The organism is Bradyrhizobium sp. AS23.2, from assembly GCF_001908185.1.
GTDB lineage: Bacteria > Pseudomonadota > Alphaproteobacteria > Rhizobiales > Xanthobacteraceae > Bradyrhizobium.
The window spans coordinates 1-16,558 of record NZ_LGHM01000246.1 but is presented as its reverse complement, the minus strand read 5'-3'; the positions used below and the strand labels follow the sequence as shown (position 1 = coordinate 16,558).

Below are 16,558 nucleotides of genomic sequence, written 5' to 3'. Positions count from 1 at the left end.
TTTCCGCATCGAGCGGGAGAAGGCAGTCCAGTCCTGGCGTCCGGAGCGGCCCAACGCGATCGAGCGCGACATCGGCCTCGAGGCCCATGTACGGCGAGAGATGCCAGTTTTCCTCACGTTGCGCGACAGGGAGGGCAATGCACTGGCTACAGCGATGCTGCCACCGGGTGGCAAGGATCGCGGCAGGTTCCGGATCATCATCGTTGCCCCATCCAATGCCGATCCTTATCCTGAGCAGGACGCGGCCATCGCTGCGCTGGGAGCGCATTTCGGTCTCACACTCGATCGCCACCGCTGCTTCCCTTACGGCCGCTAAGAAGCCTGACAAGTATCGCGCTGGATTGGAGCGACGTCGGCTCATGGCCCTTCTGAGACCTGCGTTGATGAGGCGCGCAGGTCCGCTTGCAAGGGTACAGCAGAAGGCCATCCTTACCTGTTGAAAGCTGGAATTCCGCCCGGACGAACGAACTCGTTGACTGTTATCGAGCAGGCTAGAAGCCATGTGCAAGAAACTATGAAGGGTAAGCCAATGCCTCGTCTTCCAGATTTCTCGGTAGTCGTCTGGCTGCGCAAGACCGACAAGTTTGCGGCGCTCAAAGCAGAGGTACTGGACGCTGCGGTGGCTGAGCCCTACGAGTCAACAGAGTATCAAGGCATGGTCGATTTCCATTGGAGTGCACCTAACCTTCCCGACGCCGAGAGACTAGCGGAAGCACTGAAGGCCGCCGCACGACATCCGGAACTTGTTCTCTTACGCATCATGAGCCGAGTCGATGGCGTGGACTCGATTTCTATCAAAGATGAGCGCCGCACGAGGCACTGACGAGAATGCCTCTCTTGCCACCCATATACGCCTATTGCTGCGGTGCATGAGTCAGCAGATGGCCCCTCTCGGACACTCGACTTGACCTCCATGATGTTCGCCTTCGCGAGGCAAGCGGACATGGCCGTCCGTTGGGCTGCCGTAGGCCTCAATTGAGGCGGCACCGCCACGGTGAAGTGATACGCTTTCACCGTAGCGTGATGCGGCGGTTCACGGAGCGGGCATAGTTTTGGTCCTCTACGCAGGCTCTTTCGTTCCAACGAGGGAGGACCGAAAAGTGAAGAAGACTATCATCGCACTTTCTGCCGCGGCTCTCATCGCGGCTGCACCGGCCGCGCTTGCGCAGGGTGTGCCGGGCAAGGAGGCACCTGGTCAGCACAGGATGATCTCCAAGAAACATCACCCGAGTGTCCCCGGCTACGCTCCGCTGCGGGAAATGCAAACGGTGGGATCGAACAAGGGCTATCCGGGCGCTTACGGTTACGCGCCTGGCGCGCCCGGTCGCTCAGACAGAGACCTCGAAGCTTCCCGACAAGCTGGTGGCGGCGGCGGTGGCGGCGGTGGAGGAGGGAGTGGCATGTGACGGAGGGGGCATCAGCGCAAGTGGCGTGTCTTACGTTCCCGGCTTCTCCACATCCCACTCGTTGCGGAACACATGCCCATCCGTGTCCTTTGCCTCGGCGCGGAAACGCTTGGCGCCGTTCGACACATAGGTGAAGCGCAGATTGGGATCTTCCGAGATCGAGATGCCGCCTTCCATCGACAGCACGGGGCTGTCGTCCTGCGTCAGCTTCAGCTGGTTGATGAAGAAGGCGGGAAGATAGAGCTGCGTGACCTGGTCCATCTGCAGGCCCGAATTGTTGGGATGGCCGATCATGATCTGCGCTTCGCGCACGCGGCTGGCGGGCGCCTCCTCACGCGCGAATTGCCGGTAACGCATCTGGCCGAGCCGGTTCTGCGCCTCCTCGGCATTCTTTGCTGCCGGCGCCGAGCAGCCGCCGGAGGCCTTCACATAGGTCTTGGCGACGTAGAGTTGGCCGTCGCTGAGCTCGGCAACCGCATGGACGTCGGTGTAGTTGTTGACGCGAACGCGGGTGGAGATTTCCGTGACGTTGGCATCCGATCCGAGCTCGAACTTCGCCGCCATCGGCGCCGGGTTACGATCGATCACCAGCGTGATCGAGCGGATGCGGCGGGCATCGCCCGGTGACAGCTTGCTGCGCAAGGTCACCGGCACGATGGCCGCGTCCTCGGCGCGATAAGGCATCTCGATGCCGATGACGTCGCCGCCGTCGTTCATCGGACGGCTGCTGAAGATGTCCTGCACCAGCCCCGGCCAGGGATCGTAGGCCTCTTCGGCACTTGCCGGCACGGCAACGATGCCGAGTAGTGCGGCGATCAAGGTCAGGCGGCGTGTATATCCCATCATGGTCGTGGTCCCGCACGGACGAAGCAGTCTGGTCAGCGTAGCTGATCCCCGGGTCGGCGAAGCCGATCCCAACCAGCGTAGCGCGCCCGCTATTCCCATTCAATTTCCGAAAATGCTGCGGTTGCGTTGCGGGCGTTGTAATCGTCGAACAGCTCCCAGTGCGGCCGTTCCGAGGCGGCCGCCTTGTCCGCGGCGGTTCTGATCGGCTCGCCCTTTTTGTTCGACGCCCGGACATCGGCGAGCAGCGCCATGAGATAACGCCGTTCATTGGCCAACGCTTCAGGCCATTCGCTCACTGGGCCGTGACCGGGAACGACACGCTGCGCCGGGATGCTCTCGAGTTCCCTGAGCGTGCCGAGCCAGCCGCGAATGCTGCCGTCCATCACCGGGACATGGCGGAGGAAGACGAGGTCGCCGGCGAAAAGCGTTTTCGTCGTCTCGTCGAACACGGTCAAATCGCTGTCGCTGTGCCCGGGGGGCCAGGCCCGCAAGGCGAGGCGGCGCGATCCGAGATCCAGCGTCAGCGTGTCCGTGACCAGCAGGGTCGGCGGCACGATCTTCACGGGATCGACCAGATCGCCGCCCATGATGCGACGAAAATTGTCGAGATAGTAGGGGCCGCGCGTCGCCAGCGCCTGCGGCAGTTTGCTGTGGCCGACGAAACTGGTTCCCTCCGCGACAAAGGCGCCGTTGCCGAAGAGATGATCGGGATGGCCGTGGGTATTGATGACGTAGCGGATCGGTTTGCTGGTGCGAGCCCGCACGGCCGCCAGCAGCGCCTCGCCCTCGCGGAGACTGCCGCCGGTGTCGATCACGGCCACCGCATCCTCGCCGACAATGAAGCCGACATTGGCGATGTCGCCTTCGTTCTCGCGGGTCATCAGGGCGATGGTCCCGGAGTGTACGAAGATTCCCGGCGCGACTTCGCTCACAGGCAATTCGGCCGTCCCGGCGCGTGCTAGCGTCGCGAGTCCGAGCAGGGAAAAGGCTGTGATCACTAGAGCGATGCGAGACACTTTTCCGCCTCAGTTCAAAGGGTTTTCTGCATTGCACTGCAACAAAGTGAAGCCAGCGCAAAGTTTGGCCAAACATGGCGCGTCGTGCGTTGCATGGATAGCATTCGAACAAAATATGGAGGAAGCGCGATGACGGAGGCCGGACGACATCGTCGCTGGATGATTTCTCTATGGGTCCTGGCTGCGTCCTGCACGTTCGGTGACGTCGCCGTCGCGCAGACGAACGATAGTGGCGACCTCTCCTTCGAACTGGTCGATCCCAAGGTGCTGCGCGTCTGCGCCGACCCGCGCAATCTGCCGTTCTCGAACGAGAAGGGCGAGGGGTTCGAGAACAAGCTTGCCGAGTTGTTCGCCGACAAGCTGCAGAAGAAGCTCGACTACGTCTTCTTCCCGCAGGCCACCGGCTTCGTGCGCATGACGCTGGGCTCGCATCGCTGCGACGTCATCATGGGCTTCCCGCAAGGCGACGACCTCGTGCAGGGCACCAATCCCTATTACCGCACGACCTATGCGCTGGTTGCGAAGGCCGGCAGCGGGCTCGAGGACGTCGATACGCTCGAGGACCCGAGGTTGAAGGGCAAGCATGTCGGCATCGTCGCCGGCACGCCGCCGGCGACCAACATGGCGATCGCCGGGCTGATGGGCGATGCGAAGCCTTACCCGCTGATGATCGACACCCGCTTCGACAATTCGGCGCAGGCCATGATCGACGACCTTGCAGCCGGCAAGATCGATGCCGGCGTGCTGTGGGGACCGATGGCCGGCTTCTATGCGAAGAAGGCTGGCTCTTCGCTTCATGTCACGCCGCTGGTGAAGGAAACCACGGGGCCGAAGCTGGTCTATCGCATCGGCATGGGCGTGCGTGCCGCCGACCAGAACTGGAAGCGGCAGCTCAACAAGCTGATCCAGGAGAACCAGGGCGAGATCAACAAGATCCTGCTCGAGTACGGCGTACCGCTACTCGACGAGAGTGATCGGCCGCTCGGCGCTGAGACAGCCAAGAAGACGCCATGAGGCGGCCTCTTGCCGCTGCGCTCGTCGCCGCCTTGCTGGCAGTGCCGGGCGTGGCACAACAGGGCTTGGCGCAACAGGGCTTGGCGCAACAGGATTTGGCGCGGCAGCAGGAGCCATTCGAGCCCGCGGGATATCGCAACGACAATTACCGGGCGCCGGTGCCGGCGACGCTCGCCGGCGCGCACGTGCTGACGACGGCGGAGGCGGAAGCGATCTGGCGCGCGAAGCGCGGCGCCTTCATCGACGTGCTGCCACGGCCTCCGAAGCCGAAGAACCTGCCCGAAGGCACCGTCTGGCGCGATATGCCGCGCAAAGACATTCCCGGCAGCATATGGCTGTCGGACACCGGCTACGGCACGCTGCCGCCCGCCATGGATGACTATTTCCAGCGCGGCCTCGCGCGCGCGTCGCGCGGCGACAAGGCCGCGCTGCTCGTGATCTATTGCCTCGCTGATTGCTGGATGTCGTGGAACGCCGCCAGGCGCGCGCTGGGTTACGGCTATTCCAACGTCGCCTGGTATCCGGAAGGGACCGATGGCTGGGAGCACGCCAAGCTTCCCACCGACGAGGTGCAGCCGGAGCCGCGCCCTGAGCAGTGAGCTGATTGAACCAAGCCGCGTCAGCGGTGGCCTTGTGGTTCGAGACGACCGCTTCGCGGTCTCCTCACCATGAGGGTCTAACATCTCGCCGCGAAACCAGACCTCATCCTGAGGAGCCCGCCAAAGGCGGGCGTCTCGAAGGACGGCCGCAATGAGACTGAGGATCCCAGCGCTACTGCTTTTGCAGCTTGGTCAGCGTGCCTGTGCCGTTGGTGTCGGTCGCAGAATAGGTCACCCTGTCGCCGGCATGGACGGCTTCTAACATCGCGGCGTCCTTGGCCTTGTACTCCTGGAGCGCACCGGCGCTGCCTGTGCTGCCGCCGACCGTGCCCTTCTGCATCTCCTGGATCGAGATCGTGTTGTTGAGCCGATCAATCCGCGTGACCATTCCAGTCATGTCGTCAGCGAAAGCGGCGGTTGCGAGCATGCTGAGGGCCGCACTGCCCGCGAAGATGAATCTTGCTGTTCCCATCGAGGCCTCCCGACGTCTTGGAGTTCACTTCGACAAGCCATCCTAGATCGATTTGGTTCCGGCAGATAGCGCGGCAGAAGGTTGCCGATCCCTGGGCCGATCCGGGAACTTTTCGCGAGCCGTCAGCGGGACTGACGCTATTCCATTTCCTGTTGAATCACGCGTCCGAGTGCGAACAGCCGCTGGTCGATCGTGGTCGGAACCTCGCAGACGAAGCGCACCACCTTGCGGCGGTCCTCGAAAATGCGGGTCTCCCAGATCAACTGGTTGCTCATCGCCTCGACCTTGGTGTCGTCGCGCGGCGTCGCGTCCTGGAGGGCCTGGAGCTGAATGGTCTCCTCGCGGATCTTGTCGGCGGCCTCGCGCTGCTTCCGGCTGACACGTTCGAGCCCGTTCATGACCTGGGAGCGCTGGGCATTGAGCGTGTCGAACAGGCCCGCGAACAGGAGTTTGGCGTTCGCGGTCTTGTCGGCCGCGGAGCCGGTCAGAAATTCCTTCACGAACTTCTCGGCCTCGTCCAGCGGCGTCTTGCGCGCCGCCAGTTTTGAGACCAGCGCGCTGATTTTCGCATCGTCCCTCCACTTGGTCTCTGCGTCGTCGAGCGCCGGGCCGGCCCAGACGGCGGCGAGCGAGATGTCCGGGACCTTGGCCTGCGTGCAGGGCCAGTCGGGATAGCGCGGATCGGCCGCGCGCGCGGCCGTGCCCGACAGCGCGAGCGCAAAGGTCGATAAGAGAGCGGCCATGGTCACGATCGCTGATCTCATCCTTCGCCTCCCGCAGGACCCCGCCGCGCGAGCCCGCGCGAGGGATCATAGGCATAGATCGCGCCGATCATGAAGACGATCGTGCAGCCGGCCACCACCGCCAGCGAAATCCAGTTGACCTGTCCGTACAGCGCGAAGCGGATCAGCTCGACCGCATGGGTGAACGGATTGGCTTGGCAGACATAGTAGAGATAGGGGCTGCCTTCCTGCACCCGCCAGAGCGGATAGAGCGCCGATGACGCAAAGAACATCGGGAAGATCACGAAGTTCATCACACCGGCGAAGTTTTCCAGCTGCTTGATTCCGGAGGAGATCAGCATCCCGAGCGAGCCCAGCATCAGCCCGGACAGGATCAGCGCCGGCAACACGGTGAGATAGCCTGACGGCGGCGGCGTGATGTCCCAGAACCAGGCGATCAGCAGGAACGCATAGACCTGGAGCAGCGATACCGCGGTGCCTGCGAGCAGCTTGCAGAACAGCAGGAACCCGCGCGGCAGCGGGCTTACCAGCAGTGTGCGCATATTGCCCATCTCGCGGTCATAGACCATCGAGAGCGAGGACTGCATGCCGTTGAAGAGCTGGATCATCGCCATCAGCCCCGGTGCGATATAGACCTCGTAGAGGATGTAGGTCTCGTAGGGCGGGATGATCGAGATGCCGAGCACCTGGCGGAAGCCGGCGGCGAAGATGAACAGCCACACCAGCGGTCGTACCAGCGCCGAGACGAAACGCTCGCGCTGATGCAGGAAGCGCAGGCCCTCGCGCCAGACGATGCCGGTGAGGCACGTCATGTACTCCTGTAACGAGAAACCGCGCGGCGTGTCGCGGGTGGTGATGCTGCTCATGCGCCGCCTCCCGGGATGGTTTGTGCGCCGGTCAGGCGCATGAAGGCGGTGTTGACGTCCTGCGCGCCGGCCTCCGTGATGACGCGGCTCATCGGCCCCTGCGCCAGAACCTTGCCCTGGTGCAGCACCACGAGGTCGTCCCCGGCCATGATCTCGTCGAACAGATGCGTCGCCCAGAGCACGCCGATGCCTTGTTCGGTCACGAGCTGGCGGACGTGGCTGATGATGTCGGCGCGCGCCTTGACGTCGAGACCGACGGTCGGCTCGTCCAGCAGCAACAGGCGCGGCCGGTGCAGCAGCGCTCGCGCGATCTCCAGCCGTCGCATCTGCCCGCCGGAGAGATCGCGCACCTTGCTGCCGGCGCGGTCGGCAAGCCCGATGCGGCCGAGCAGCTCGGCGCTGCGCGCGGCGGCATCGCGCCGGCTGATGCCGTGAAGCGCGGCGTGATAGAGCAGGTTCTGAGTCAGCGACAGATCGAGATCGAGCGTGCGCGGCTGGAACACGACGCCGAGCAGCCGCAGCGCCTCGCCGGGGCTTTTGCTGATGTCGTGTCCGAAAATGCCGACACGGCCGGTCTGAATGCCGAACAGGCGCGTGACGAGCGAGAACAGCGTGCTCTTGCCCGCGCCGTTCAGGCCAAGCAACGCGGTGAAGCTCGCAGGCTGCACGTTGAAGGAGACGTCGATCAGCGCCCGGCGCGGGCCGTAAGCATGGCTGACGTCGTCGATCGCGAGCGCCGGCACCGCCGCCGGATCGGGCCTTGGCGTCTCGCGCTGTTCGGCGATGGGAGCAGGGCTGGTCATGGCGCGATCGTGATGCCCCAGGGCAGTTCGCCCACCTGAATGGTCTTGATCACTTTTTGCGCGGCGACGTCGATGACGGAAATGTCGTTCGACACACCGTTGGTGGTGAGAAGATATTTCTCGTCCGGCGTGAACGCCATGTGCCAGACGCGCTGTCCCACCAGCAGATATTTCGTCACCTTGCGTGTCGCGGTATCGATCACGGCGATGCGGTTGGCGGGGCCGAGCGCGACGAAGGCGGTCTTGTCGTCCTTGGTCATGCCGATGCCGACCGGCTGGATCGCCTCGCGGCGCAGGCCCGGAATCTCGAACGTGACCTTGCCGATCACCTCGTGCTTCACGGGATCGATGATCGAGACCGTGCCGCCGATCTCCGAGGATACCCACAATTCGGAAGCGTCGTGCTTGAACTCGGCAAAGCGCGGCCGCGCGTCGACCAGCACGTTGGCGACGATCTGGCGCGAAGTGGTGTCGATGAAATGCGCCATGTTGGTCGTTTCCGACGTGTTGATCAGCGTTTTGCCGTCGGGGCTGATGGTCATGCCCTCGGGCTCGACGCCGACCTGGATGTCGCCGAGGCGTGCGCGCTTTTCGAGGTCGATCACGGTCACCGTGTTGTCGTTCTCGTTGGCGACATAGAGCACCTTGCCGGCGGCATCCTGGGTGAACAATTCAGGGTCCGGGCCGGAGGGCAGGGTGTCCACCACGGCTTGCGTCTTGGCGTCGATCACCTGGATGGTGTCGTCATCGCCGACCGCGACCATCACGAACTTGCCGTCGCGCGTGGACTCGATGCCGCGCGGGCGCTGGCCGACCTTGATGGTCTTGGTCACCGTCCAGCTCTCGGTGTCGATCACGGACACCGTGTTGCCCTTCTCGTTCGAGACATAGGCGATGAACGCATGGGCGGGTGCCGCCGCGAGCGCCAGCCCGGACAGCAACCCCACACGCCACATGCGCAACATCTGCGTTCTCACTTCAGCTTGCATTTGCTCTCCGGGCGGTCATAGCCGAGCGTGTCGAGCTCCGAGACCTGGTGCAGAAACCCTTCCTGCGGCGACACCGACACCACCATGCGGCCGTCGACCAGCAGGATCGGCTGGCGCAGCTGCAGGTTCCAGTCGCGCACGGTCAGCCGCGTGCCCTTGAACGCGGCGATCGAGAAATCCGGGCCCTTGATGAAATCGGTCACCTTCTTGACGTCGCCTGAATTCGTGCGCGAGGTCGCTTCGCCGATCATCCGCACTGCCGTCCATACCTGCATGTCGAGCGCGGTCATCCGCCGCGAGTTCAGCTTGATGAAGCGGTTCTGCATCTGGATTGCGCCCCACTGGTCCTGCGCGGCATCCCAGCTTCGCGGCACGAGGCCGGCCGAGCCGGCGACGGGGCGCGGATCCCAGGTGCGATAGGGCAGGTAGGCGCCGAACACCTCGCTCTCGTCGGCGGCGACCAGCACGTCGTAGGCCGGCGCCTGTTGCGTGAATACTGGCATCTGGCGCTGGATCAGCGTCACGCCGCTATCGGTCCGGCGCGCGCCGCCCTTGTCCTCGAAGGTGCGCTCCTGCACGATCTTGGCGCCGAACCGCGTTGCGGTGCGCCTCAGCGCATCGGCGAACAGCTTGTCCTCGTCATGCGAGCCGACCACGAGCAGCCAGCGCTTCCACTGCTTCCACACCAGATACTGGCCGAGCGCATCCGCCAGCATCGATCGTGTCGGGGCGGTGTGGATGACGTTGGCGCGGCAATCGGCCTCGCGTAGCCGCTCGTCGATCGCACCGGCGTTGAACAGCAGCGTGCCGCGGTCGCGCAAGGCATCCGCGACCTTCACCAGTGCATCGGCCGGCAGGTCGGTGATGATGAAGCTGTTGTGCTCGGCGAGCGCGGTCGCAGCCTGAACCGGATCTTCGCTCTCCTTGATGCGGCGTTCTTCCAGCGTAAAGCGCTGGTTGAGGAATTTGCCCGTGGTGTTGTTGTCCTCGATCGCGATCTTGGCGCCGGCAACGCCGTCATTCTCCGCGGGCTGCTCGACCAGCGACAGCGTCGATCTGGTGCCGGCGACGCCGAGATAGCCGATGCCGATCGTGACTGGGTCGGCCGCGCATGCCTGCGTCGCAACCAGACTCAAGCCGATCAGGCCGGCCAACCATCGGATCATGTTTCCTCCTGACGATCCCCCCGGCTTGACCGCCGGTGGAGAATTGTCTCTGCTAAAGCATGACCGATTTGGCCGGGCTTGCAACCCCGCATTTGGTCGTCGCGACGCGACGAGCCGGAATCACGATCATGCGAGCATTGCTATCGATTATCGTTTTGCTGTTGACGGGTTCGGCCGCGTTCGCCGACCCGCCGAAACTCGCGGTGTTCGATTTCGAACTGGTCGACACCAGCCTGCCCGGCGAGTTCTATGGCTCCAAGCCTGAAGAGGCGCGGCTCGAGCGCATCAGCGAGCAGTTGCGCAAGGAACTGACCGACTCAGGCCGGTTCCAGGTGCTCGATATCGCACCTGTCCGGGATGCTGCCCGTCACGCCAATCTGCAGGCCTGCGGCGGCTGCGACCTCAAGCTCGCCGGGCAGCTCGGCGCTGATATCGAGATCACCGGCGTGGTGCAGAAAGTCTCGAACCTGATCGTCAACCTCAACATCTACCTGCGCGACGTGAAGACCGGCAACATGATCACCGCCGCCAGCGCCGACATGCGCGGCAACACCGACGAATCCTGGTCGCGCACCATGAGCTATCTGATCCGCAACCGGTTGCTGGCGCCGAATTACGGGAAGCCGCAGTAGGTTTTTCGCCTCTCCCCGCGTGCGGGGAGAGGCCGGAATTTGCGCAAGCAAATTACGGGTGAGGGGGAGTCTCCGCGAGTCCGTCTCTCACCGTCTTTGCAGAGGCAGCCCCTCACCCCAACCCTCTCCCCGTAAGAACGGGGAGAGGGGAAGGAGAGGCCGCTGTCACGCCGTCAGCCTCGCCGCGTGCCAGTGCAAATGGTCGCTCATGAACGTCGAGATGAAATAGTAGCTGTGGTCGTAGCCCGCCTGCCGCCGCAGCGTCAGCGGGACGTTGGCCTTGGTGCAGGCCGCCTGCAGCAGCTCCGGCTTGAGCTGCTCTTTCAGGAAATTGTCGGCATCACCGTAATCGACAAGGAAGCCGGAGAACTTCGCGCCGTCCTCGATCAGCGCCACCGTGTCATGGTTGCGCCAGGCATCCTTGTTGGGTCCGAGATAGCCGGTCAACGCCTTGATGCCCCAGGGCACCTGCGACGGCGCCACGATCGGCGCGAAGGCGCTTGCCGCGCGATAGCGGTGCGGGTTGCGCAGCGCCACCGTCAGCGCGCCGTGGCCGCCCATGGAATGGCCCATCACCGATTGCCGCCTGGCGTCGACCGGAAAGTTCTCCGCCACGAGCTTCGGCAGCTCGTCAGTGACGTAGCTCCACATGCGATAGTTGCGTGCGAACGGCTGCTCTGTCGCGTCGACATAGAAGCCGGCTCCCAGGCCGAAATCATAGGCGTTGTTGGCATCACCGGGCACATCGGGCCCGCGCGGGCTGGTGTCGGGCGCCACGAAGATCAGGCCGAGCTCGGCACAGGCTTTGCGGAATTCGCCCTTCTCGGTGACGTTGGCATGCGTGCAGGTGAGCCCGGACAGATACCAGACCACGGGGAGCTTGGCGCCATCGGCATGCGGGGGAACATAGACCGAGAACACCATGTCGGTTCCGGTCGCCTGGCTGGCGTGCCGGTACACGCCCTGCACGCCGCCATAGGATTTGTTGGTCGAGACAGTCTGAATTGTCATGCCTTCACGCTCCGTGGCACCTGGCCACATCTACATTGCAAGTTTGTGTGACCGAATTTGTGGCGGCCGGTGCGCTTCGTCAGGCAACGCCGCTGTCGATCGCCAGCCGCACCAGCTCGACCGACGTCTTCACGCCGAGCTTCTGTCGCATGATCGAGGAAGTGTTGGCCACCGTCTTGTACGACGATTGCACCAGCCAGGCGATCTCGGACAGGCTCTTTCCGGCGCTGAGCAGCCGCAGGATCTCCATCTCGCGCGCATTCAGCTTGGACAGCGGATTTTGCGCGAGCGTCGGTCCCGCAAAGGCAATGCTGCGTGCGATCGCGCTCGGCAGATAAGTGCCGCCGCCTCCGACGGTGCGGATTGCCTCGACGAGATCATCGGGATCGCCGGTCTTCGATACGTAGCCCTTGGCCCCGCACTCGATCGCACGCGCGGCAAAGGCGGGATCGTCGTTCATGCTGAACATGATGATCCGGGCCTCGGGCGCGCGCCCGAGGATGCGGCGCGCGAGCTCGAAGCCGGAGACGGTCGGCAGGTTGATGTCGATGATGCAGAGGTCGGGGCGCTCGACAATGAAGACGCATTCGCCGTCTTCGGCGTCGGCGGCCTCCAGGATCTCGATCTCGCCCTCGTCGGCCAGCACGGCACGGCAGCCGGAGGCGACGATAGGATGATCGTCGACGATCAGAATGCGCATAGGCGTTCCCCGTGACAGCGCCGGCCTGTTTTTCCGCCGCATGATGCCGAACGAGCAGGATGCGCGTGTCTCATGTCGGGTCATGCAACCCGCCCGGGATTGCTGTACGCTTCCGATTAGATATCGGGCGCTTCGTCTCTGTCAACGTCATCGGACAGGTGCGAGCAAACCTTCGCAGGTAGCAGGCGGCACCAATGTGGCAAAATCTATCCTTGCGCGCGCGCATCAACCTGTTGCTGGCGCTGCTATTGGCGCTCGGGCTCGCCGTCAATATCGGCCGCCAGGTCGCGGCGGCCGGGCCGCGCGTGCAGGCGGAGGACCAGAGCGTGATCCGGCTCGCGCGCGAATTCATCGATATGATCGTGGCGGATCTCAACGAGGCGCCCGATCCGGATGCGCGGCTGAACCAGATCGCGCGCGATGTCAGCCGCCTTCGCCATGTCAGCATCGCGCTTCGGGACGCCGGCGGGAACCCGCTGACGCAGCCGCGCGCGGACGCCGATGACGACACGCGCGGGCCGCCAGCCTGGTTCGTCAGCCTGGTTCATCCCGAGCAGACCGCGGTGAGCGTGCCCGTCTCTATCCACGGCAAGCCCGGCTCGCTTGTGATCACCTCGCACCCCAATGACGAGATTGCCGAGATCTGGGATGGCATCGTGACCCAGCTCGAGGTCGGCTCGGTGGTCGCGCTCGTCCTGTTCCTGGTGATGATGACAGTGGTCGGCCGCGCGCTCACCCCGCTGCAATCCCTGGCGCAAGCCATGGCCGAGATCGAGGGCGGGCGTTACGATGTCCGTGTCGTTCCGGGCGGCGCGCCTGAGCTCGCCGCGATCTGCACCAAGCTCAATCATCTTGCGGCAACACTCGGCGAGGCGGTGGAAGAAAAGCGGCTCCTTGCCGAGCGTGCGGTGTCGCTCCAGGACGTGGAGCGCAAGGAGATCGCGCGCGAGCTCCATGACGAGTTCGGGCCGTATCTGTTCTCGCTGCGCGCGCATGCCAATGCGCTGGCAAAGCAGGCCGACGGGCGCGCGCCGAGCGCGGAGGCCGTGCGCAAGCATGGCAGTGCCATGATGGAGCAGATCAATGCGCTCCAGCAGTTCAATCGCCGGGTGCTGGAGCGCCTCCGGCCCGTGGGCCTTGCCGAGCTTGGCCTGCGTCAGGCGCTGGAATCGCTGTCGCGGCTGTGGCGGGAGTCGCATCCCGATGTCAGAATCGAAACCACGATCTCGCCGGCGCTTGGGGTCACCGGCGAGACCGCTGACCTCACGATCTACCGCATCGTGCAGGAGGCACTCACCAACGTGTTCCGCCACGCCGGCGCGACCTCGGTCAATGTCGTCATCGAACCCGTGGAGCAGGCGGGTCACGACGGTCGCGGCTGCGCCCGGGTGCGGGTCAGCGACAATGGCCGCGGCATGGAGCCGGGCCAGAAGCTCGGCTTCGGCCTCGTCGGCATGCGCGAGCGCATTCTGGCTCTGGGGGGCACGCTCAACGTCGTCTCCGGCGATGGCGGCCTGACCGTCGAGGCGCTGGTTCCTACGGCGGCAGCCTGAGCGCGCGGAATGCGATCGGGAAAAATTCCCGATTTGGACGGGAAAACGGGTGTGGATACGGTCCGACCTTTTGTGGCTGGCGCGTGAGCTGCTGCCGATTACACTTGTTCCAACCAAACGGCGAAAATCAAAACAGCCGGTGGTGACGGATGGAAGGCAGGGATGGGCAAGCGTCGTTTGTTGATGGCGTCGGTTTCGACCGGGCTGGGGCTGGTCTTTGCATCAGGTGCGGGGGCCGCGCAGGATGAAGAGACCAACGTCCAGAACCTGCCGCCGGTCGAGGTGACGGCGCCGCCGCCGTCGACGGCACGGCGCACCGCGCCAACGCGGCCAGTCGCGCGAGCGGGAGCGCCGTCGTCTGCCAGCCCCAAGACACGCCTTTACGTCTACCCGACCTCGCCGGGCACCGGCAGAGGTCTCGATGTCGACAAGGTTCCGTCAGCCATCAACGCCGTCGATGCTAGCCAGATCAAGCGCACTGCCTCGCCGGATATCGCCGTTGCCCTGCAGCAGTACGTGCCCGGTCTCAGCATCAATGAGGTGACCGGCAATCCCTTCCAACCCGATGTGCAGTTTCGCGGCTTCGTCGCTTCACCCCTGGCCGGCACGCCGCAGGGCCTCGCCGTCTACCAGAACGGCGTACGCATCAACGAAGCGTTTTCCGACATCGTCAATTGGGATCTGATCCCGACGGCAGCAATCCGATCGGCAGTGGTCGTGACCAACAATCCGGCATTCGGCCTCAATGCGCTCGGCGGCGCCATCGATCTGCAGATGAAGAACGGCTTCAACTATCAAGGTGCCGAGATCGATATCATGGGCGGCTCATTCGGCCGGATCCAGGGTTCTGCGCAATGGGGCAAGCAGGTCGACAACAACTGGGCGGTCTACGGAGCGCTCGAAGGCATTCACGACAATGGCTTCCGCAATTTCTCGGCATCCGACGTCCGGCGCTTCTATGGCGATGTCGGGTATCGGTTTGAAGGCAACGAATTCCACCTCAACATGGGCCTCGCCAACAATTCCCTGGCAGGACCCAGCACTGTTCCGGCCGAATTGCTCCAGCAATATTGGGGTGCGACCTATACAACTCCGCAAACCACTTCCAACAAGGTCGGTTATCTCAACCTGACCGGCAAGGTGGAGGCGACGCCGACCTGGACCTTTGAGGGCACGGCGCATTTGCGGGGCTTCAAACAGAATACCGTCGATGGAAACCCGACCGACGCCCAGCCCTGCGACGCTGATGCGACGCTGCTTTGCTTTGGCGAGGTCAACCCTTTGACTGGCTTCCAACCGCCGGCCAACGGCCTGAATGGGGCTCAGCTCGTCAATCCCTTTGCGCCGGGTGCCATACTCGGCGAGATCGATCGCACCAGCACGAGATCGACCACCTTTGGCGTATCCGGGCAGGCGACCAACAGCGACCAGCTGTTCGGTCATGAGAACCGCTTCGTGATCGGCGCGAGCTATGATGTCAGCAGCACTCGTTTCACCGGTAGCGCAGAATTGGGAACGGTGGGCACGAACTATGTCGTCACGGGCAGCGGCATATTCCTGGGCCCGTCCGGTGAGCCGACATCGATTGGCCCCGTGTCGCTTCGTACCGTCAACCAATATCAGGGACTCTATGCGCTCGACACGTTCAACGTGGACGATCGCTTTGCGGTCACGGCAGGCGGGCGGTTCAATGCGGCCCATGTCTCCCTGATGGATCAGCTTGGCACCGCGCTCAATGGCGATCATCAATACGATCGATTCAATCCCATCATCGGCGGCACCTACAAGATCACGTCTGAAGTGACCGCCTATGCGGGCTATTCCGAAGCCAATCGGGTGCCGACACCACTCGAACTCGGCTGTGCCGATCCGGCGAGGCCGTGCATCATCGGGCAGTTCCTGATCGCAGACCCCCCACTGCAGCAAGTCGTATCCAAGACCGTGGAAGCAGGCTTCCGCGGCACCAAGGAATTGAACATCGGCTCCTTCGGGTGGAAGATCGGCGGCTTCCGGGCTACCAATTACGACGACATCCTCGCGACCCCAATTCCGGGCCTGACGGGCTTCGGCTTTTTCCAGAACGTCGGCCGGACACGCAGGCAGGGCATCGAAGCCGAGGTGAGCCTGAAGTCGAATGTGCTTCAGTTCCAGGCGAGCTATGCGTTCCTTGATGCGCGCTTCCTCGACGCGCTGCTGCTTGGCTCGAACAGTCCGTTCGCCGACGCCGACGGCAATATCCAGGTCTTGCCGGGTAATCAGATTCCGCGCCTGCCGCGCCACCTCATCAAGGCCAGCGTCGAATATGCAGTTACCGATGTTTGGAAGGTCGGAGGTGACGCGCTCTTTGTCTCGAGCCAGTATTTCGTCGAGGACCAGTCCAACCAGTTTCCGAAGCTGCCGTCCTACGCCGTGTTCAACCTCCACACCTCCTACCAGATCACCAAGAACCTCCAGATTTACGGTCGCGTCAACAACATCTTCGACAATCGCTACTCGACCCTCGGCACCTTCTTCGACAGGGAAGCCCTGCCCAATTTCGCCAACGGCGGCGCGGAATTCACCGACCCGCGTTCGCTCAGCCCGGCAAGGCCGCGCGCGTTCTATGCGGGGATGCGGGTAACGTTCTAGGGTCCGGACTCAATTGATCCACCAAGTGAGTGCGGCAGCCAAGAGGATTGCGGAGAGGAAGATATCGGCTCGCTTGTCATAGCGGGTCGCGATACGTCGGAAATCCTTGAGGCG

At 63.6% G+C, this 16,558-nt stretch carries 18 protein-coding genes and 1 pseudogene; 8 read left to right on the top strand and 11 right to left on the bottom strand.

Features of this window, described 5'->3' with window-relative positions; genetic code table 11:
- From AC630_RS39170 to AC630_RS44825, 3 genes are all read left to right on the top strand, one after another.
- The coding region (locus tag AC630_RS39170) for a hypothetical protein (RefSeq protein WP_074123698.1) at positions 1-316 on the top strand (316 nt) is incomplete at its 5' end.
- A gap of 156 nt (positions 317-472) precedes the next feature.
- Positions 473-823, top strand: a complete 351-nt coding sequence (locus AC630_RS39165) for a hypothetical protein (protein ID WP_074123697.1) — start codon at positions 473-475, stop codon at positions 821-823.
- Positions 824-1,100: 277 nt separating this feature from the next.
- Positions 1,101-1,406, top strand: coding sequence for a hypothetical protein (locus AC630_RS44825; protein WP_143198670.1), 306 nt, complete (start codon positions 1,101-1,103; stop codon positions 1,404-1,406).
- 30 nt (positions 1,407-1,436) lie between these two features.
- On the opposite strand, the gene AC630_RS39160 is transcribed toward AC630_RS44825, so the two are convergent.
- Together AC630_RS39160 and AC630_RS39155 are read right to left on the bottom strand one after the other, a co-directional pair.
- Entirely contained in the window at positions 1,437-2,252 is an 816-nt protein-coding gene (locus AC630_RS39160) for a quinoprotein dehydrogenase-associated SoxYZ-like carrier (RefSeq protein ID WP_074123696.1), read from the bottom strand.
- An 89-nt stretch (positions 2,253-2,341) separates the two neighbouring features.
- Positions 2,342-3,268: a quinoprotein relay system zinc metallohydrolase 2 gene (locus AC630_RS39155; protein ID WP_074123695.1), complete on the bottom strand. Its 927-nt coding sequence runs from the start codon at positions 3,266-3,268 to the stop codon at positions 2,342-2,344.
- 129 nt (positions 3,269-3,397) lie between these two features.
- Here AC630_RS39155 and AC630_RS39150 point away from each other — a divergent pair, with 129 nt between their 5' ends.
- Together AC630_RS39150 and AC630_RS39145 are read left to right on the top strand one after the other, a co-directional pair.
- A complete protein-coding gene (locus AC630_RS39150) occupies positions 3,398-4,282 on the top strand; it encodes a substrate-binding domain-containing protein (RefSeq protein ID WP_074123694.1) in 885 nt (294 codons plus the stop codon).
- Positions 4,279-4,881, top strand: coding sequence for a PQQ-dependent catabolism-associated CXXCW motif protein (locus AC630_RS39145; RefSeq protein WP_074123693.1), 603 nt, complete (start codon positions 4,279-4,281; stop codon positions 4,879-4,881). The genes AC630_RS39150 and AC630_RS39145 overlap by 4 nt, the downstream gene beginning before the upstream one ends.
- A 172-nt stretch (positions 4,882-5,053) precedes the next feature.
- On the opposite strand, the gene AC630_RS39140 is transcribed toward AC630_RS39145, so the two are convergent.
- The 6 genes from AC630_RS39140 to AC630_RS39115 all read right to left on the bottom strand — a co-directional run bounded on the left by AC630_RS39140 (position 5,054) and on the right by AC630_RS39115 (position 9,920).
- A complete protein-coding gene (locus AC630_RS39140; protein ID WP_074123692.1) occupies positions 5,054-5,353 on the bottom strand; it encodes a copper-binding protein in 300 nt (99 codons plus the stop codon).
- 137 nt (positions 5,354-5,490) lie between these two features.
- Positions 5,491-6,117 carry a hypothetical protein gene (locus AC630_RS39135; protein ID WP_074123691.1) on the bottom strand — a complete coding sequence of 209 codons (627 nt, stop codon included), beginning with the start codon at positions 6,115-6,117 and terminating at the stop codon, positions 5,491-5,493.
- Positions 6,114-6,962, bottom strand: coding sequence for a lanthanide ABC transporter permease protein PedC (locus AC630_RS39130; protein ID WP_074123690.1), 849 nt, complete (start codon positions 6,960-6,962; stop codon positions 6,114-6,116). Before AC630_RS39130 ends, AC630_RS39135 begins: the two co-directional genes overlap by 4 nt.
- Positions 6,959-7,765, bottom strand: coding sequence for a lanthanide ABC transporter ATP-binding protein PedB/LutE (locus AC630_RS39125; protein WP_074123689.1), 807 nt, complete (start codon positions 7,763-7,765; stop codon positions 6,959-6,961). Before AC630_RS39125 ends, AC630_RS39130 begins: the two co-directional genes overlap by 4 nt.
- A complete protein-coding gene (locus tag AC630_RS39120; protein WP_074123688.1) occupies positions 7,762-8,730 on the bottom strand; it encodes a YVTN family beta-propeller repeat protein in 969 nt (322 codons plus the stop codon). The genes AC630_RS39125 and AC630_RS39120 overlap by 4 nt, the downstream gene beginning before the upstream one ends.
- Before the next feature lie 8 nt (positions 8,731-8,738).
- On the bottom strand, positions 8,739-9,920 hold the full coding sequence (locus AC630_RS39115; protein ID WP_074123687.1) for a lanthanide ABC transporter ABC transporter substrate-binding protein PedA1: 1,182 nt from the start codon (positions 9,918-9,920) through the stop codon (positions 8,739-8,741).
- 59 nt (positions 9,921-9,979) lie between these two features.
- Between AC630_RS39115 and AC630_RS39110 the strand changes: the two genes are divergently transcribed.
- Positions 9,980-10,552: a DUF3280 domain-containing protein gene (locus AC630_RS39110; RefSeq protein ID WP_143198667.1), complete on the top strand. Its 573-nt coding sequence runs from the start codon at positions 9,980-9,982 to the stop codon at positions 10,550-10,552.
- A 165-nt stretch (positions 10,553-10,717) separates the two neighbouring features.
- Here AC630_RS39110 and fghA read toward each other — a convergent pair whose 3' ends face one another.
- The gene (gene fghA, locus AC630_RS39105; protein WP_074123686.1) at positions 10,718-11,563 is read right to left on the bottom strand and encodes an S-formylglutathione hydrolase; all 846 of its coding nucleotides are present in this window, start codon (positions 11,561-11,563) and stop codon (positions 10,718-10,720) included.
- A gap of 79 nt (positions 11,564-11,642) precedes the next feature.
- Positions 11,643-12,263: a response regulator gene (locus tag AC630_RS39100; protein ID WP_074123685.1), complete on the bottom strand. Its 621-nt coding sequence runs from the start codon at positions 12,261-12,263 to the stop codon at positions 11,643-11,645.
- 194 nt (positions 12,264-12,457) lie between these two features.
- Between AC630_RS39100 and AC630_RS39095 the strand changes: the two genes are divergently transcribed.
- Together AC630_RS39095 and AC630_RS39090 are read left to right on the top strand one after the other, a co-directional pair.
- The gene (locus AC630_RS39095; protein WP_074123684.1) at positions 12,458-13,816 is read left to right on the top strand and encodes a histidine kinase; all 1,359 of its coding nucleotides are present in this window, start codon (positions 12,458-12,460) and stop codon (positions 13,814-13,816) included.
- 162 nt (positions 13,817-13,978) lie between these two features.
- Positions 13,979-16,444, top strand: a complete 2,466-nt coding sequence (locus tag AC630_RS39090) for a TonB-dependent receptor (RefSeq protein ID WP_074123683.1) — start codon at positions 13,979-13,981, stop codon at positions 16,442-16,444.
- 9 nt (positions 16,445-16,453) lie between these two features.
- Here AC630_RS39090 and AC630_RS47540 read toward each other — a convergent pair.
- Positions 16,454-16,558, bottom strand: a pseudogene (locus tag AC630_RS47540) (IS5/IS1182 family transposase); the annotation flags it as partial.

Coding starts and splice junctions, on each gene's coding strand:
- AC630_RS39160 (WP_074123696.1), bottom strand. CDS start 2,252: ATGATGGGATATACACGCCGCCTGACCTTGATCGCCGCACTACTCGGC.
- AC630_RS39150 (WP_074123694.1), top strand. CDS start 3,398: ATGACGGAGGCCGGACGACATCGTCGCTGGATGATTTCTCTATGGGTC.
- AC630_RS39145 (WP_074123693.1), top strand. CDS start 4,279: ATGAGGCGGCCTCTTGCCGCTGCGCTCGTCGCCGCCTTGCTGGCAGTG.
- AC630_RS39140 (WP_074123692.1), bottom strand. CDS start 5,353: ATGGGAACAGCAAGATTCATCTTCGCGGGCAGTGCGGCCCTCAGCATG.
- AC630_RS39135 (WP_074123691.1), bottom strand. CDS start 6,117: ATGAGATCAGCGATCGTGACCATGGCCGCTCTCTTATCGACCTTTGCG.
- AC630_RS39130 (WP_074123690.1), bottom strand. CDS start 6,962: ATGAGCAGCATCACCACCCGCGACACGCCGCGCGGTTTCTCGTTACAG.
- AC630_RS39125 (WP_074123689.1), bottom strand. CDS start 7,765: ATGACCAGCCCTGCTCCCATCGCCGAACAGCGCGAGACGCCAAGGCCC.
- AC630_RS39120 (WP_074123688.1), bottom strand. CDS start 8,730: ATGTTGCGCATGTGGCGTGTGGGGTTGCTGTCCGGGCTGGCGCTCGCG.
- AC630_RS39115 (WP_074123687.1), bottom strand. CDS start 9,920: ATGATCCGATGGTTGGCCGGCCTGATCGGCTTGAGTCTGGTTGCGACG.
- AC630_RS39110 (WP_143198667.1), top strand. CDS start 9,980: ATGACCGATTTGGCCGGGCTTGCAACCCCGCATTTGGTCGTCGCGACG.
- fghA (WP_074123686.1), bottom strand. CDS start 11,563: ATGACAATTCAGACTGTCTCGACCAACAAATCCTATGGCGGCGTGCAG.
- AC630_RS39100 (WP_074123685.1), bottom strand. CDS start 12,263: ATGCGCATTCTGATCGTCGACGATCATCCTATCGTCGCCTCCGGCTGC.
- AC630_RS39095 (WP_074123684.1), top strand. CDS start 12,458: ATGTGGCAAAATCTATCCTTGCGCGCGCGCATCAACCTGTTGCTGGCG.
- AC630_RS39090 (WP_074123683.1), top strand. CDS start 13,979: ATGGGCAAGCGTCGTTTGTTGATGGCGTCGGTTTCGACCGGGCTGGGG.